The following is a 15,768-nucleotide window of genomic DNA, read 5'->3' on the forward strand; positions in this document are numbered from 1 at the left end:
AAATTGGCGTAGACCATTTGCCATTTTTACTTTGCTAAACGACGTCAAATATACTTGGTCACATTGACCTTCACCCTCTGGCAAAGGTCAATGCTCCCATATAATTAAAGCTTTACCGTTGCCTTGTTAATGCCGTACTCACGTAATTTATTTGCAATTGCCGTATGACTTAACCCCAGTTTTTTAGCCAATTGACGGGTACTTGGGTAGGAAGGATATAACCGCTTGAGCAAGTCCTTTTCAAACTTCTTCACTTCTTCGTCTAATGTGCCGTCAAAGTTTTCGTCAATATAAGTGACACTTGGCGCACAACTTGGAAGCTGAATGTCTTCCTTGGTAATCTCCTTACCGTCAAGGAGTGATAACGCGCGATACAACGCATTCTGTAGCTGTCTCACATTACCCGGCCACGGGTACTGCTGCAGAAAATCAACACAGGATTTACTGAGTTTCGCAGGACGGCGACCTAACTTGGTACTGTGTTGAACGATGAAAGACTCGGCTAGAGGAACGATATCCTGCCTTCTGTCTTTTAAAGAAGGCATAACCAAACTTAGTACGTTTAAGCGGTAGTACAATTCTTTTCTAAATCGTCCTTCTTCTACAAGCTGACCTAAATCACGACAGGTGGTGCATATAAATCGCACGTCTACCTTAACTGGCTCAGAATCCCCTACTCTTCTAAATTCGCCGTCTTCCAGAACGCGGAGCAGTTTAGCTTGAAGCTGAGAAGACATATCAGCAATTTCATCGAGAAGAAGCGTACCGCCTTTTGCTTGCTCTAATAGCCCCACTTTTGCATTAGGCTGATTGAATGCCCCCGCTGCGTAACCGAATAATTCGGTTTCTGCCACGCTGTCTGGTAAAGACGCGCAGTTTAAAGCTAAAAATGATCCTTCACTGCGACGGCTAGACTGGTGACAGGCTCTGGCAATCATTTCCTTGCCTGTGCCTGTTTCACCAAAAATTAAAATAGGTGCATCCAAATCAGCTATTCGCTTGGCTTCATGAACGACTCGCTTCATAAACGGAGACTGAGTGACAAAGCGGTCAAAGCTATCAGTGGGAGACTGGTGGAACGCGGTAAATTGCTGTCCTAGTCGCATCTCTGATTTTAATATCACCACAGCACCTGCCATGATCATATTCTGCTCGCCGTCAGGTACAGTAATAGGCAGCATATCGGCTAGGTAATCCTGTTGAATAAACTTCACTTTCGAAGACTGAGGGCCAGGCGATTTACCGTCCATCCATTTAGTAAAGTTAAAGCCTTTCACAACTTCGCCAATTTCAATGCCTTCTATTTCACTACTCGGAATTTCTAGCCCCGCGCATACCGCTTCATTGCATAGCAAGATATTTCCTTTCGCATCGATAGAAAACACAGGGTCGGGCAACGTTCTTAAAATAGCGGAAAGCTGATTTTTTTCACGCTCTCCTGGCATGAAAAGCGTCGTCTTCACATCGTCGATACCATCGATGCGGCGAATTTGAGGCATGAGGTGTTGAAAATCTGCAAATTCGATATTGGGAAAATTAAGGAAAATTTTCCCCGCAGGGTCAATTTCAATACCGCGTAAATCTATTTCTTTAGTAACGAGAATATCTAAAACATCTTGAGTGATACCAAGACGGTCCTGACAGCTTATTTCTAGACGCATAGGGTGTTATAGCTATTTTGTAAACATATATGTACAGAATATCATACTTTTACAAAAAGATAACAAGATAAATGTTACAGATGGTTAAATTTGCGATGAATCACACATTTAAGAACGCGCAGAGAGCATGATTAAAAGGCCGTGCATACCAAATAAAAAAGATGCCGCTTCAGTGAGCGGCATCCTATATAAAACACATTTAATTAACAATAGTGTTAACTGGCTTTTTTCTCTTTAGGTGGGAAAAGTGGGGAAAATAACCCTAAAGACTTCGCTTGTTCTACGAGTGCCATAATATCCATTTCCGCTAATTCAAACAGATGGTCGAATTCCGGTAAGATATAATAAAGAGGCTGCATAATATCGATACGATAAGGTGTTCTTAATGCATCAATAGCAGTGAGCGGGTTACGCAGAGGTGTGTCGCTGTCTAACGCGTATATTGTCTCGCCAGGAGAAGATAAAATGCCTCCACCGTATATCTTCAATTCATCTTTGGCTCTCACCAATCCAAACTCTACGGTGAACCAATAAAGACGAGCAAGATAAACTCGGTCTTCTTTGCTGGCAGCAAGGCCCAACTTTCCGTAAGTGTGAGTAAAATGAGCAAATGCAGGATTGGTTAGTAGCGGACAATGCCCGAAAACTTCATGGAAAATATCCGGCTCCTGCAAATAATCGAATTCCTCTCTGGTGCGAATAAAGGTGGCAACAGGAAATTGCTTATTCGCCAGTAATCTGAAAAATTCACCAAAATTAATTAACGCAGGCACTTCAGCTGTTTGCCAACCCGTTTTCTCCATCAGTACTTTGTTGATGTCGGGTAGCTGAGGGATTTCCTTTTCATTTAACTTCAACAAATCAAGCCCGTCCAAGTATTCTTGGCACGCTCTTTCTTTCACCAGCGGTATTTGTCTCGCATAGAGTTCAGACCAAATTTGATTCTCTTCGTCTGACCAATGGATAATGCCATTCTCGTCAGATTGTCTCGACTGGTATTGCGTTGATTTTGGCATAACTTCTGTAACCAATAAGAGTTGAAAAACTTGTCTATCAGTCTAATGAAATTCGCGACGTCGAAAAGTGTAGGCCCTTACGAGCGACTCGATTTTGCTGTAACAGGAATTTTACAAAACCAAGTAAACGCATTGTTTTATATAACAAAAAGCCGCTCATTACGAGCGGCTTCATTCAAGTTTGCTTGGTGCGCCATCGCTAATTAAAGACGGCTAATTTCTTTATTGAGTTGATATTCGCGAGACGTTACATAAGTTTCCATTTTACGAAGTCGAACTTCTGCTTTTTCAAAACGATTACGAATATCGTGAAACGCTTGTTTTGGTGGCTCGCCCGCCTGCCAAACTTTCGTTTTCACTTCCACTTTTGGGCTTTTTACCTGACCACCGTTGGGATTTGTCCATCCCTTACCTTTTGAGAAAACAGGTTGCGTTGGCGCATTTTTTAACCCAACAGGTTTTTTATCGAGAATGAACCAAGCTGCAATGTATGCAACAAAGATGAAAGGTCCGGCTAATAAGAAGAAACCTGTTACAACTAAAATCCTTACTAACCAAGTTTCTAAGCCGAAATATTCAGCTACACCCGAGCACACGCCTGCAATTCTTGCATTTTCTGGGTTGCGATAGAGCTGCTTACCGTTTCTCATGCTCTATTCCTCCACTCAGGTGCCTCGCTGTCTAAAATGGCCTCTAGAGTTTCAATGCGTTCGCTCATTTTCTCGGCTTTCTCGGCTAAGTCTTGCAAAGATGCGTGCTCTTCTGCACTCAATCCCTGATTCACTTGCTTCTTGCTTCGATAGTGTAATATTAGCCAAATTGGAGCAACGAATATTGAAAACACCACAAGGGGCATCACCAACATTGCAATCGTACCTTCATCCATCTCAATCTCTCCTACAAACTCTGATGTAATTACCCTCCTTCCGATTTCACATCCGGAGGGTACACCCTATTCTTATTATTCTGATTTTTCGGTGCTTGTGTTTGCACCTTTTACTTTCGCTTTAAGCGCAGCAAGTTCGTCTTCAACTTTGTCACTGGCCTCTAGTTCAGCAAACTCATCCTGTAACGTTTTCTTACCTAGATCGTAAGCTTCAACCTGCGACTCAAGGTCATCGATTTTACGCTCATATTGCTCAAAGCGTCCCATCGCATTATCTACTTTAGTGCTATCCAGCGTCTTTTTCACTTCAAGACGAGAGCTTGCAGTTTTCTGGCGCATGATAATCGCTTTTTGGCGACTCTTCGCATCTGCTAGCTTTTCTTGAAGCTGACCAATTTCATCCTGAAGTTTGCTGATTTGCTCATCAACAATAGCCAGCTCTTTACTTAACGCTTCAGCAGCTTCTGCAGACTTCTTCTTTTCCTGCAGCGCAGCACGCGCCAAGTCTTCTCTGTCTTTGCTCAAAGCAAGCTCAGCTTTGGCTTCCCAGTCACTTGCATCGCTTTCATACTTTGCAATTTGATTAACAATTTCTTTTTTGTTGGCTAAGGTCTTTGCTGATGCTGAGCGCACCTCAACCAATGTGTCTTCCATTTCCTGAATGATTAATCTAACCATTTTCTCAGGATCTTCCGCTTTATCTAAAAGCGCATTAATATTTGAATTCACAATATCTGTAAAACGCGAGAAGATACCCATAATAATTACCTCTTGCTAAAAATGGTAAGTGTTTAAAAAACACCACACTTGATAAATAGGTTACTCTTGGTATTAGTTGTATTCAATATGCTTGCCAACTTTATAACTGAGCTAACCTGCTATTTTTCATACACTTTTTATAAGTTCAAATAATACTCGTTTCTCAATATGTTTTGTTCTACACTATTAATTGGTCGAAATGACTAACTTTTGAGGGATTTAATGAGTAGGTATCGACAGCAAGACAATTTACTTGGCCAAGCGAATAGTTTTCTAGAAGTTTTAGAGCAAATTTCACAAATTGCACCGCTAGATAAACCTGTGCTGGTAATAGGTGAGCGAGGCACAGGTAAAGAGCTTATTGCCGCGCGACTTCACTTCTTATCTAAGCGCTGGGATCAGAACTATATTAAGCTTAATTGTGCTGCCTTAAGTGAAAGCCTATTGGAGAGTGAATTATTCGGTTATGAAGCAGGTGCGTTCACCGGTGCCTCAAAACGCCGCGAAGGTCGCTTTGAAGTGGCCCACAACGGCACCTTATTTCTTGATGAACTGGCTAATACTTCTGGCCTTATTCAGGAGAAGCTACTGCGCGTTGTCGAATATGGCGAATTTGAGCGCGTTGGCGGAAGCAAGTCAGTAAAAACTGACGTACGCCTTATTGCAGCTACAAACGAAGACTTACCCGCGCTTGCCGATGCCGGTGAATTTCGTGCAGACTTACTCGACCGACTTGCCTTTGACGTAATTACCATTCCTCCGCTACGCGAGCGTAGGGAAGATATCATGATGTTGGCAGAAAACTTTGCTATTAATATGGCCCGTGAAATGGAAATGGAATTATTCAGCGGCTTTACAGAGAAGGCGAAGCGGACCCTTCTTGATTACGATTGGCCAGGCAATATACGTGAACTTAAGAACGTGGTCGAACGTGCAGTATATCGAACAAATAACCCTCATCTGCCCGTACATGAAATCGTTCTTGACCCCTTTGAGTCAGCTTATCGCCCGAAAGGTAGAGTGAAGACCAATGACAGAGTGAATACGTCCGACTCACCCGTTACTCAATCCTCTTCAGAGGCTGCTGCCACCAATGAACGCATTGAAAGTGCAGACATTACGCCACTGGCACCAGTGAAAAAGCCAGAAATTGTTGAATATCCCATAGATTTGAAAGAACGTTCTCAACAACATGAGATAGATATGATAAAACAGGCACTCGCTGACAGTCAGTTTAATCAGAAGAAGACTGCTGAAAAATTGAGCCTGACGTATCATCAGCTGCGAGGCTATCTCAAAAAATATAACTTACTAGATTCTTCCGCGGAAAGCGTCGAGGCGTAAAGCATGTCCCATGGTTTGGTAAAGCGTTTGTCATTATGTATATGTACAGCGCTTCTTGTTGCATCCTGTGCTAAGCAGAACAAACAAGCGTTTTACAATACGGGTATTATATACTGCTCTGAAAGCAATCCAGTTACCTTCAATCCGCAGCTAGATACATCAAGTACAACGTCAGATGCATCTTCACACCAACTCTACGACAGATTGCTTGATTTCGACCCTGAGTCTGGCCGCATCGTGCCTAGTTTGGCGAGTAGCTGGTTAGTGAGTGATGACGGTCTTACCTACGCTTTTCAACTGAGAAAGGATGTATGGTTTCACAATACGCGCTACTTCACGCCAACACGAAACTTTAACGCCGACGATGTTATCTTCAGTATAGACAGATGGCGCCTACGCTCCCATCCATACCACTACGTATCTGGTGGGCGCTATCCCTACTTCGAAAGCATAGGCCTTGCACAAAATATCGCGTCGGTAGAGCGCGTAAACGGCTACCGCGTTGAAATTACACTTAAGCGCAGGGATAGCTCATTTTTGGCAAATCTAGCAACCGATTTCGCCGTTATCTTATCAGAAGAATATGCTAACCAGCTGGCACAGACCGGCACGCCGGGCAAAATCGATGAGCTTCCCGTAGGTACTGGCCCCTTTAAATTCGATAGCTATCGCAAAGATCATTTCATTAAGTTCCTGCGCCACGACAACTATTGGCGTGACCAAATGGAAGATGCGCCTACGAGTGATGAAGCCCTAAGCTATAACAATACTGTAGAGAGTGCCAACCAAGAAGTTGAAAATGGCCAAGGTGGCGAAAATACTGTTCAAGATGGTACAGCACAAAACGGTGACGAAACGCGCCCTGTTGTAGAGCAGCTTATATTCGACATTACGCCAAGAAGCTCACTGAGACTGGCTAAATTAATGACCGGTGAATGTGACGCTACCGCTTTTCCTGCACAGACTGAACTTGAAGTGATTCGGGCAAAAGAAGATCTGACGCTAGCGGAAAAACCAGGACTAAACATTGGATTTTGGGCGTTTAACACTCAACGCCCTCCTTTTGATAACCCAGATGTAAGACGTGCGCTAGCGGCCGCAATCGATAAGAACACATTGCTAGAAGCGGTGTATTTTGACAGTGCTACTAGAGCAAAGACCCTGCTGCCTGCGGCAAGCTGGGCGTTTCAAAATGACGCAGACGATACTGCCTACAATCCAGTTCTAGCGCGCAAATTATTAGCTGACGCCGGTGTTAAGGCCGGCTTTTCTATGACGATATGGGCTATGCCCGTTGAACGCTCTTACAATCCTAACGCAACAAAGATGGCCGAGCTCATTCAGCGTTATTTGCGTGATGTAGGCGTAGAAGCAACCATTGTCAGTTACGATTGGACTACCTTCAGACGCCATCTTCAGGAAGGCCTGCACGACTCGGTATTAATTGGTTGGTCTGCCGACAATGGAGACCCAGATAACTTCTATCGTCCGCTTTTGAGCTGTGGCGCTATACCCTCAGGTACAAATCGCGCCATGTGGTGCAGTGAAGACTATGATAAGTTACTCAACGACGCTCTTCAGACAGATGATATTGAAGAACGCACAGCCATATACCGGCAAGTTAACCGATTATTATACGAACGCCTTCCTCTTGTTCCCATTGCACATGCCTATCGCTATCAGGCATACAGGAATGAACTAGAAGGAATGACCATTAATCCCTTTGGCGGTGTACGCTTTGGTGGAGTAAAAAAAGCACTGTGATCCAGATCCTCGTAAGATACTGCACTTTATTTATATTAACGCTTTTGGTGTTAGCGATTATGTCGTTTTCACTCGCCTACCTTTTTCCAGGCGATACACTTGAAAACCTAACAGGACTCGTGCCGCAAAATGAAATTCAACGCGCGGCATTGGAGCGGCAATTTAAACTAGATCAGCCCTATATTTTCCAGTTTTTCTATTATGTAGGCAATTTGCTCACTGGTGACTGGGGATACAGCTTTACGTCAGGCCTGCCGTTAAGAGAAGAGGTAGGTATTGCGATGCCAGCCACAATAGAACTGGCAACCTATGCCATGTTGATGGCGTTATTCATTGGAATACCGCTTGGTTATTATGCGGGGATTCGCAGCTATTCAACGTCTGATCACCTAATAAATAGTGCAAGTATAACGACCTATTCTTTTCCTGTTTTTTGGTTTGCGCTCCTGCTTATATTGGTTTTCAGTTTGCAGCTAGACGCTGCACCGCTGTCGGGTCGTATCAGTTTGCTTTACAACATCGAACCCGTGTCAGGCTTTATTCTCATTGATATTTTATTGTCTGACGTAGAAAACAAGACCTTAGCCTTCAAAGATGCGTTATCGCACTTAGCATTACCTACGTTTGCCATTGGTGCTATCGCCACCGCTTCGATGATACGTATAACAAGACGTTCTGTAATAGACGTGAAACACCGCCCCTATATCGCTGCAGCAATATCTAGAGGCCTTTCAAGTTGGCAGATATTCTTTCGTCATATTCTGCGTAACGCGTTACTGCCCATTTTACCGCTAATGGCGATACAAATTACGACATTAATAACGAACGCGATGATTGTCGAAACCTTGTTTTCATGGCCGGGGATCGGTAATTGGCTGATTCAAGCTATTTATCAACGAGATTACCCTGCCCTTAGAATTGGTATGATGGCAGTATCCACGGTGGTAATTACACTCACGATTCTGGTTGATTTGTTTAACCGAATGATTGATCCAAGCAGAGAGAAATACGAACGTGCCACAGTTTAGTTTATACGACGAAGAATTCCATCCGTCGCCGTGGCAACGGACTTGGGCATCATTTAAAGCGAGCCACATCGCCATGCTTGGCCTGATTATGCTGGCATTGTTTGTTGTGTGTGCGCTGTTCGCACCAATCATCACTCCCTATGATGCCGTGGAACAAAATATCGACGGACTGTTGATACCGCCTAGCTGGTTAGCTAATGGCTCTATATCGCACCTTTTCGGTACTGATGCGTTGGGTCGAGACCTCTTTACCCGCATAATTTATGGGTGTCGCATCACACTAGGCTCCGCATTCATTACTGTTGTGCTTGCCATGTTAGTCGGCGTTAGCCTTGGGACCTTTGCTGGTATGCTGCGAGGTGTTCGCTCAAGTATCGTCAACCACTTACTCGATGCACTTATGGCCATTCCCACGCTACTTATTGCGATTATTATCGTTGCAATATTGGGTACTGGTCTGGTTAACAGCATGTGGGCAATTACCCTTGCGCTTATTCCACAGTTTGTGCACCACACAAGAAGTTTTGTGCGCGCCGAAATGAAAAAAGAATATATAGTGGCGTCTAAATTGGACGGTGCCAGTAGATGGCAACTTTTTGCTCATTCTATACTACCCAACATGACCGAAATGCTGGTTGTACAGGGCACGCTTGCACTTTCTATTGCAGTTATCGACATATCTGCACTCGGCTTTCTGAATTTAGGCGCACAGTCACCGCTTCCTGAACTTGGTGTTATTCTAGCTGATGGGCTAGATGTTGCTTATCTAGCACCGTGGAACGTTGCCGTCCCCGGCATGGCGATATTCTTCATGGTGCTATCTATCAATATTGTGGGTGACGGTTTGCGTTCAGCACTTAGAAAAAGAGTGAGTCATTAATATGCCAATGCTTGATATTAAAAACCTCACCTTGGAAATGCAGAGCAGCGATGGCGCAATTAAAGCGTTGGACAAGGTTAACCTGTCGGTTAGCAGCGGGGAAATTCGCGCACTGGTAGGAGAGTCAGGCTCAGGCAAAAGCTTGATCGTGTCCGCCATTTGCGGAGCCCTTCCTAGCCAATGGAATTTAACGGCTGACCGCATGAGTTGGAATGGTGAAAACCTGCTGAGTATGTCTGTGCAGCAGCGTCGTGAGGTTATGCGTCGAGAAATAGCGGTCGTGTTCCAAAACCCACAGGCAAGTTTAGACCCATCGGCAACGCTTGGAGAGCAGTTGGAAGAGAGCATTCCCGATGAATTTGTTGAAGGGAGCTGGTTCTGGCAACGAGCACAACACCGCAAAAAGATCGCAATAAGCACCGTTCACAAAGTAGGAATAAAGCACCACAAGCATTATTTAAGCGCTTTTCCTCATCAAATACCGGCTGACATAGGTCAAAAATTCATGATTGCGATGGCCTTGGTTTCACAGCCTAAATTGCTCATCGCCGATGACCCAACTCGGGGAATGGAGCCTACAACAAAAACACAAATTCTGAAGCTCTTCACGCGTTTGAATCAGACCCGCTCGCTCTCGATCTTGTTTGTTAGTCACGACCTACTGGCAATTGCAAGTATGTCTCACTCTATGACGGTGTTGTATGCAGGACAGACTGTAGAATCAGGTAGAATGAAGCACATTAAGAAGCGCCCTCTGCACCCTTACACAAAAGCATTACTAGACAGCGCGCCAAGCTTCAGAAAAGATCTGCCACCGAAATCGCTGCTACCCACGCTTGGTGGCTCTATTCCCACACTACAGCATTTGCCTATTGGTTGCCGATTAGGTCCACGCTGCCCTCGTGCACAGCGCGCCTGTGTACAAACGCCAGCCGTGCGTAAAATTCACGATCACAATTACAGCTGTCACTTCCCTCTACATATGGAGAAGCTGTAATGGATATCATGCAGGTTAAAGATCTCACGTTTATTCATAACGAAAGGAAACGTTGGCTAAAACGCCCTGAAGTATTTCAACTTGGCCCAGTGAACTTAAGCGTAAAGCGCGGTGAAACCATTGCAATTATTGGTGAAAACCGCTCAGGTAAATCCCTGTTGGCTAAGCTCTTGGTAGGTGCACTGCCTGCTGATGCAGGTGAAATTGAAATTAACACACACAAATATTTAGCCAAATACCAGTCTAAAGATAGCCAGCAAAAACGTACCCATGACATTCGTATGATCTTGCAGCATAGCTCCGAGTCGATGAATCCATCGGTTCCTGTGGGAAAAATTTTGGATGAGCCATTGCGTTTGAATACAGGCCTAAGCGAAGCAGAACGCAAACCAATTATAGAAGATATGTTGGTGAAGGTAGGCCTCTTGCGCGAACACTATTACTTTTATCGACATATGCTTTCTGATGGACAGCAGCAGCGCGTAGCGCTAGCCAGAGCCATTGTGTTAAAGCCCAAAGTGTTAGTGGCTGATGAACCCTTTGCAGCGTTAGACCCTTCCATTCGTTCGCAAACGGTGAATCTTATATTGAAGCTTCAGCAGGAACTTGGCTTGGCGTTTATCTTTATTAGTCACAACTTGGGTATTGTACGACACATTGCAGACAGGATTATTGTGATGGAAGGCGGTGAAATTGTAGAAGAAGGCAAGACCGAAACTATCTTTAGGTGGCCCCAGCATACGCGCACTAAGAAACTCGTTACCGCATACCAATCTCTGGTGCCACAAAACACAATCCGAGAATAAAGCGCTTATCGTTTGGGTGGTATTTTCTTTGAGAAACGCACTTACGTACCGAACTGGCACGCTCGACTCGTCACAAAAAGAAAACCCTAGAAAGCCTTTTTTTGAACAAACGCCATGCAATAACAAAGGGGCAGATAAACTGCCCCTTGTACAGCAATGCATTCGTGCTTTCTAGCCAACCAGAGCCAACAGAATACCTGCGGCAACCGCACTACCTAGCACGCCAGCCACGTTAGGCCCCATTGCATGCATAAGTAAGAAGTTATGAGGGTTTGCTTCTAGCCCAACTTTGTTCACCACTCTGGCTGCCATTGGTACAGCAGAGACGCCAGCTGCGCCAATCAGTGGATTTATATTGCCACCCGACAGCTTACTCATTAGCTTGGCCATGAGTACGCCCGCGGCAGTGCCTATACCAAACGCGATAGCCCCAAGCCCCAAAATACCTAAAGTCTCGACCGTAAGGAATGCTTCAGCTGATAACTTTGATCCTACTGCTAAACCAAGGAAAATAGTGACCGTATTGATGAGCTCGTTTTGGGCTGTTTTGCTCAATCTGTCTACCACGCCACACTCTTTCATTAAGTTACCGAAGCAGAACATGCCGACAAGCGGCGTTGCGGCTGGTAAAAACAAGATAGTCATAAACAGCACAGCAAGCGGGAAAATAATCTTCTCTCGCTTTGACACAGGTCGTAGTTGACCCATTTTTATCTCGCGCTCTTCTTTTGTGGTCAGCGCTTTCATGATAGGTGGCTGGATAATAGGCACCAACGCCATATAAGAGTATGCAGCGACTGCAATCGCACCAAGCAAATCAGGTGCAAGCCGTGAGGCAAGGAAAATAGCCGTCGGCCCATCCGCGCCACCTATGATAGCAATGGCGCTCGCGTCTTTTAACGTAAACTCAAAGCCAGGTATAAGGTTTAACGCTATCGCGCCAAACAAGGTAGCAAAAATACCGAACTGCGCAGCTGCGCCAAGTAACAACATTTTAGGGTTAGCAATAAGTGCACTGAAATCAGTCATTGCGCCTACGCCCATAAAGATGAGCAGAGGAAATACCCCTGTATCTATGCCGATTTTGTATATGTAGTGCAGCAACCCACCCGCTTCTGAAAAACCAGCAATAGGGATGTTAGTAAGCAATGCACCAAAACCAATGGGCAGTAAAAGCAATGGCTCAAACTTTTTAACAATGGCCAAGTACAACAAGCCGAAACCCACTGCCATCATTATAAGCTGGCCGGCTTCAAAGTGCGCAAGCGCGGTACTATCCCAAAGTACCATTAACTTATCCATGTACTACCCCAATAAGATTAACGGTTGACCACTGGTTACGGCATCGCCTTCACTAACGGTAATGTCGTTGACCGTACCGGTGTATGCGGAGCGGATCTCTGTCTCCATTTTCATGGCTTCAAGGATCATCACCACATCGCCTTCTGACACGCTGTCGCCGTTTCTCACCAAGACTTTGAAGACGTTACCTGCAAGCGGTGCATCAATAGACTGAGAAGCGGTAGAGTCTGATGGCGCAGCGCTATTGGTTTGAGGCTGTGCTTGCGTCTGAGAGCCACTAGCAGGTGTAACGCTCGTCAGCGTACCTGAAGGTGCCACTTCTACGCGATACACTCTTCCATCTACGTTTACGTCGTAAGTTTCACTCGCGGTAGCCCCTTGTGAGCTAGACTTGGCTTCAGCAGGCTTAGGCGCACTCGAGCTTTGCGACTCTTGCGCGCTAGGTGCAGGTTCAAACGCATCAGGGTTGCCGCGGTTTTCGATAAACTTTAGACCTATCTGCGGGAATAAGGCATAAGTCAAAACATCATTAATTTTATCGTCTGACAGCGATAGTTGCTTTTTCTCAGCCAGTTCATCAAGCTCTTTACTCAGTGTATCCAGCTCTGGTGCAATATTGTCAGCAGGGCGACATGTCACGGGCTCTGCGCCATCAAGCACACGCGCCTGCAACTCCTTGTTTACTGGTGCTGCGGTAGCGCCATATTCACCTTTGAGAACGCCTGCGGTTTCTTTTGTAATGCTTTTGTAACGCTCGCCGGTGAGTACGTTAAGCACTGACTGCGTGCCCACGATTTGTGAGGTTGGCGTAACAAGAGGAATGAACCCAAGATCTTCCCGTACCCGTGGAATTTCTTTTAACACTTCTTCGAATTTATCTTCAGCGCCCTGCTCTTTAAGCTGACTTTCCATGTTGGTTAGCATTCCGCCCGGTACTTGAGCCAAAAGAATACGTGCATCTACCCCTTTGAGACTGCCTTCGAACTTGCTGTATTTCTTTCTTACCTCTCTGAAGTAACTGGCAATGTCTTCAAGCTCAGGCAATGAAATGCCCGTATCGCGCTCAGTACCTTCTACGATAGAAACCATGGTCTCAGTTGCGCTATGACCATAAGTCATGCTCATTGAAGAAATAGCCGTGTCCAGCATATCAATACCGGCATCGATAGCTTTTTGATACGTCGCCGTACTCAACCCTGTTGTGGCATGGCACTGCATGGCAATAGGTACATCAACCGTTTCTTTTAATCCGGTAATCAATGCCTCGCACTCGTACGGTTTTAAAAGCCCAGCCATATCTTTTACGCAGATAGAATGAACCCCTAGGTCTTCAAGCTGTTTCGCCATTTCGAGCCAAAGCTTAAGATTGTGCACAGGACTTACCGTATAAGAAATTGTTCCTTGCGCGTGAGCGCCACTGTCTATGGTCGCTTTTATTGCGGTTTTCAAATTCCTAATGTCATTCATGGCATCAAAAATTCTAAATACATCTACGCCACTTTCGTGAGCACGCTCTACAAAGCGAGTGACAACATCGTCAGCATAATGGCGGTAACCCAATAGGTTTTGACCACGCAACAGCATTTGCTGTTTCGTGTTAGGCATGGCTGCTTTTAGCTTTCTGATGCGCTCCCAAGGGTCTTCCCCTAAATAACGAATACAGGCATCAAATGTAGCACCACCCCAAGATTCAACTGACCAAAAGCCAGCTTTATCTAGTTTTTCCGCTATGGGAAGCATATCTTCAATACGCATGCGCGTAGCAAGAAGGGATTGGTGGGCATCACGCAGAACCAGCTCGGTAAGGGCCAGAGGCTTAGACATGGTAACTCCTGATTAGGCTTTATTTTTTAGAATTTTGGCGATGGGTATGAATTGCGGCAGAAATAGCTGCGATAACGTTTCCGTCTATTCCTGGTTGTACCGCTTGATTGTTTCGACTCAAATTAGCTGAAGGCCCTTTTAAATGAGCTGTAGGCTCTGCTGTTTCACCGGGAAAGGCTTCACAAAATCGGGCAATGAGATGAATACCCACAATAAGAAGTCCTAAGAATGAGAAAACAAATACCATTCCTATAAGCATAAGAGAACCTGCTTCAAAGAGCAGGCTAGCGACGGATCCCGAATCCATATTCAATCCTGTTGTTATTTTGTACCTGAATAAGTATCACGTGGTTTTTCAAAACACAACAAAGCAGCATAAAAAACCACTTTAAAATGAGTAAACCCCGCCAAAATGAAACTTAATGCATTATTCTTTAATAAATTTGCAACAAAAGTATATTTTAGGAATTAGCATAAGCGTTGCCGATGCCAGCAATCTACGTTTACGTTCATTTATACTCACGCCTTAATGAAAGCCTATATTTTCCGTAAAGTCACTGTCTAGCTGTTTAGCGAAATCTTTCGCATGCATCGCCAACAATACCAATCCGCATAGATAATCGCCCACTCAGAAGGCGCTGGCAAGTTTCCTAGCAAAGCGTGGGAATGCAGGAATGGCTGTTCCCTTTCAAATTCCCAGAATGCAGCTAGGAAGCTTGCCAGACCTTCCCAAAGGGCGAGTTTAAAATGTCCGTACTCTTTGTTGTGTCACCTTGATGTAGAACCACTATACCTACGGTAACACGCCGCGATTACGAACATTTTAACTCTCGCTGAGTGGGTGATTATCTATGCGGACTGGTATAAATCTAGCTGCATATGTCGTTCATCCTCGGGTACGTAAGCAGGCACATTTACTGGGTTTCCCTCACAGTCCACCGCCATAAAAGTTATAAAACAGCGATTTGCGACAGACGTAGTGTTTTCCGTGGCGTCGCCCGATTTAACCACAACATAGATATGCATACTTGACGCACCAGTGTGTACCAACGATGCGGTTATCTCAACTAGCTGGCCTACTTTTATAGGTTTTATGAAACGTATGCCATTGGCAGACACCGTGACGCAGTAACATTTGGACCACTGCGCGGCACAGGCATAGGCTGCTTGGTCAATCCATTTCATTAAGCTGTTATAGAGAGCATGCCACCGTGAACGTTACCGCCAAAGTTTACGTCGGTAGGTTCTGCTAAAAATCGAAAAGTAGTAGATGGATGTGCCATAGCGTACCTCGCGCTTTACTGCTGTTAGACACATTAAGTTTAGCTTGAATTTTGAACAGCGCGCTTAGACGAAAGTGGAGAGAACAAAAATAAAAGGAGTAGAAATGAAAAAACCCACCTAAAAAGGTGGGTTTTTCAATATGGCGCGTGTGGAAGGATTCGAACCTCCGACCGCCTGGTTCGTAGCCAGGTACTCTATCCAGCTGAGCTACACACGC

General features: G+C 45.0%; 14 protein-coding genes, 1 tRNA gene and 1 pseudogene. 6 read left to right on the plus strand and 10 right to left on the minus strand.

Going from position 1 to position 15,768, the window contains the following annotated elements:
* Window positions 1-104: 104 nt before the first annotated feature.
* The 5 genes from tyrR to pspA form a co-directional block, all read right to left on the minus strand.
* Complete coding sequence (tyrR, locus tag AC0J2X_RS19425; protein WP_014975929.1) at window positions 105-1,661, minus strand: transcriptional regulator TyrR; 1,557 nt, start codon at window positions 1,659-1,661, stop codon at window positions 105-107.
* A gap of 215 nt (window positions 1,662-1,876) precedes the next feature.
* Entirely contained in the window at window positions 1,877-2,677 is an 801-nt protein-coding gene (gene phhA / locus AC0J2X_RS19430) for a phenylalanine 4-monooxygenase (protein ID WP_014975928.1), read from the minus strand.
* Window positions 2,678-2,880: 203 nt separating this feature from the next.
* Window positions 2,881-3,327, minus strand: a complete 447-nt coding sequence (gene pspC / locus AC0J2X_RS19435) for an envelope stress response membrane protein PspC (protein WP_014948684.1) — start codon at window positions 3,325-3,327, stop codon at window positions 2,881-2,883.
* On the minus strand, window positions 3,324-3,563 hold the full coding sequence (gene pspB / locus AC0J2X_RS19440; protein WP_014948683.1) for an envelope stress response membrane protein PspB: 240 nt from the start codon (window positions 3,561-3,563) through the stop codon (window positions 3,324-3,326). The genes pspC and pspB overlap by 4 nt, the downstream gene beginning before the upstream one ends.
* A gap of 75 nt (window positions 3,564-3,638) precedes the next feature.
* A complete protein-coding gene (gene pspA / locus AC0J2X_RS19445; RefSeq protein ID WP_014948682.1) occupies window positions 3,639-4,322 on the minus strand; it encodes a phage shock protein PspA in 684 nt (227 codons plus the stop codon).
* 222 nt (window positions 4,323-4,544) lie between these two features.
* Here pspA and pspF point away from each other — a divergent pair, with 222 nt between their 5' ends.
* Genes pspF through AC0J2X_RS19475 form a run of 6 tightly spaced genes read left to right on the plus strand, consistent with a single transcriptional unit; the run spans window position 4,545 to window position 11,141 of the window.
* Window positions 4,545-5,666 carry a phage shock protein operon transcriptional activator gene (gene pspF / locus AC0J2X_RS19450; protein ID WP_069943925.1) on the plus strand — a complete coding sequence of 374 codons (1,122 nt, stop codon included), beginning with the start codon at window positions 4,545-4,547 and terminating at the stop codon, window positions 5,664-5,666.
* Between the two features lie 3 nt (window positions 5,667-5,669).
* Window positions 5,670-7,430, plus strand: a complete 1,761-nt coding sequence (locus tag AC0J2X_RS19455; protein ID WP_069943924.1) for an ABC transporter substrate-binding protein — start codon at window positions 5,670-5,672, stop codon at window positions 7,428-7,430.
* A gap of 59 nt (window positions 7,431-7,489) precedes the next feature.
* Window positions 7,490-8,458, plus strand: a complete 969-nt coding sequence (locus AC0J2X_RS19460) for an ABC transporter permease (RefSeq protein WP_080752378.1) — start codon at window positions 7,490-7,492, stop codon at window positions 8,456-8,458.
* Window positions 8,445-9,338, plus strand: a complete 894-nt coding sequence (locus AC0J2X_RS19465; protein ID WP_044583731.1) for an ABC transporter permease subunit — start codon at window positions 8,445-8,447, stop codon at window positions 9,336-9,338. The genes AC0J2X_RS19460 and AC0J2X_RS19465 overlap by 14 nt, the downstream gene beginning before the upstream one ends.
* A 1-nt stretch (window position 9,339) precedes the next feature.
* Entirely contained in the window at window positions 9,340-10,335 is a 996-nt protein-coding gene (locus AC0J2X_RS19470) for a peptide ABC transporter ATP-binding protein (RefSeq protein ID WP_014978627.1), read from the plus strand.
* Window positions 10,335-11,141 (plus strand): ATP-binding cassette domain-containing protein, encoded by an 807-nt coding sequence (locus AC0J2X_RS19475; protein WP_014948676.1) that lies wholly within the window; start codon window positions 10,335-10,337, stop codon window positions 11,139-11,141. Before AC0J2X_RS19470 ends, AC0J2X_RS19475 begins: the two co-directional genes overlap by 1 nt.
* 171 nt (window positions 11,142-11,312) lie before the next feature.
* Here the strand turns inward: AC0J2X_RS19475 and AC0J2X_RS19480 are convergent, their stop codons facing one another.
* The 5 genes and pseudogenes from AC0J2X_RS19480 to AC0J2X_RS19500 all read right to left on the minus strand — a co-directional run bounded on the left by AC0J2X_RS19480 (window position 11,313) and on the right by AC0J2X_RS19500 (window position 15,768).
* A complete protein-coding gene (locus AC0J2X_RS19480) occupies window positions 11,313-12,443 on the minus strand; it encodes a sodium ion-translocating decarboxylase subunit beta (protein ID WP_069943923.1) in 1,131 nt (376 codons plus the stop codon).
* A gap of 3 nt (window positions 12,444-12,446) precedes the next feature.
* On the minus strand, window positions 12,447-14,267 hold the full coding sequence (oadA, locus tag AC0J2X_RS19485; RefSeq protein WP_069943922.1) for a sodium-extruding oxaloacetate decarboxylase subunit alpha: 1,821 nt from the start codon (window positions 14,265-14,267) through the stop codon (window positions 12,447-12,449).
* Window positions 14,268-14,286: 19 nt separating this feature from the next.
* A complete protein-coding gene (locus tag AC0J2X_RS19490; protein WP_014975922.1) occupies window positions 14,287-14,574 on the minus strand; it encodes an OadG family protein in 288 nt (95 codons plus the stop codon).
* A 542-nt stretch (window positions 14,575-15,116) separates the two neighbouring features.
* Window positions 15,117-15,550: pseudogene (locus AC0J2X_RS19495) on the minus strand (acyl-CoA thioesterase).
* A 141-nt stretch (window positions 15,551-15,691) separates the two neighbouring features.
* Window positions 15,692-15,768, minus strand: a tRNA-Arg gene (locus tag AC0J2X_RS19500).

It is taken from the genome of Alteromonas sp. R7, from assembly GCF_055755235.1.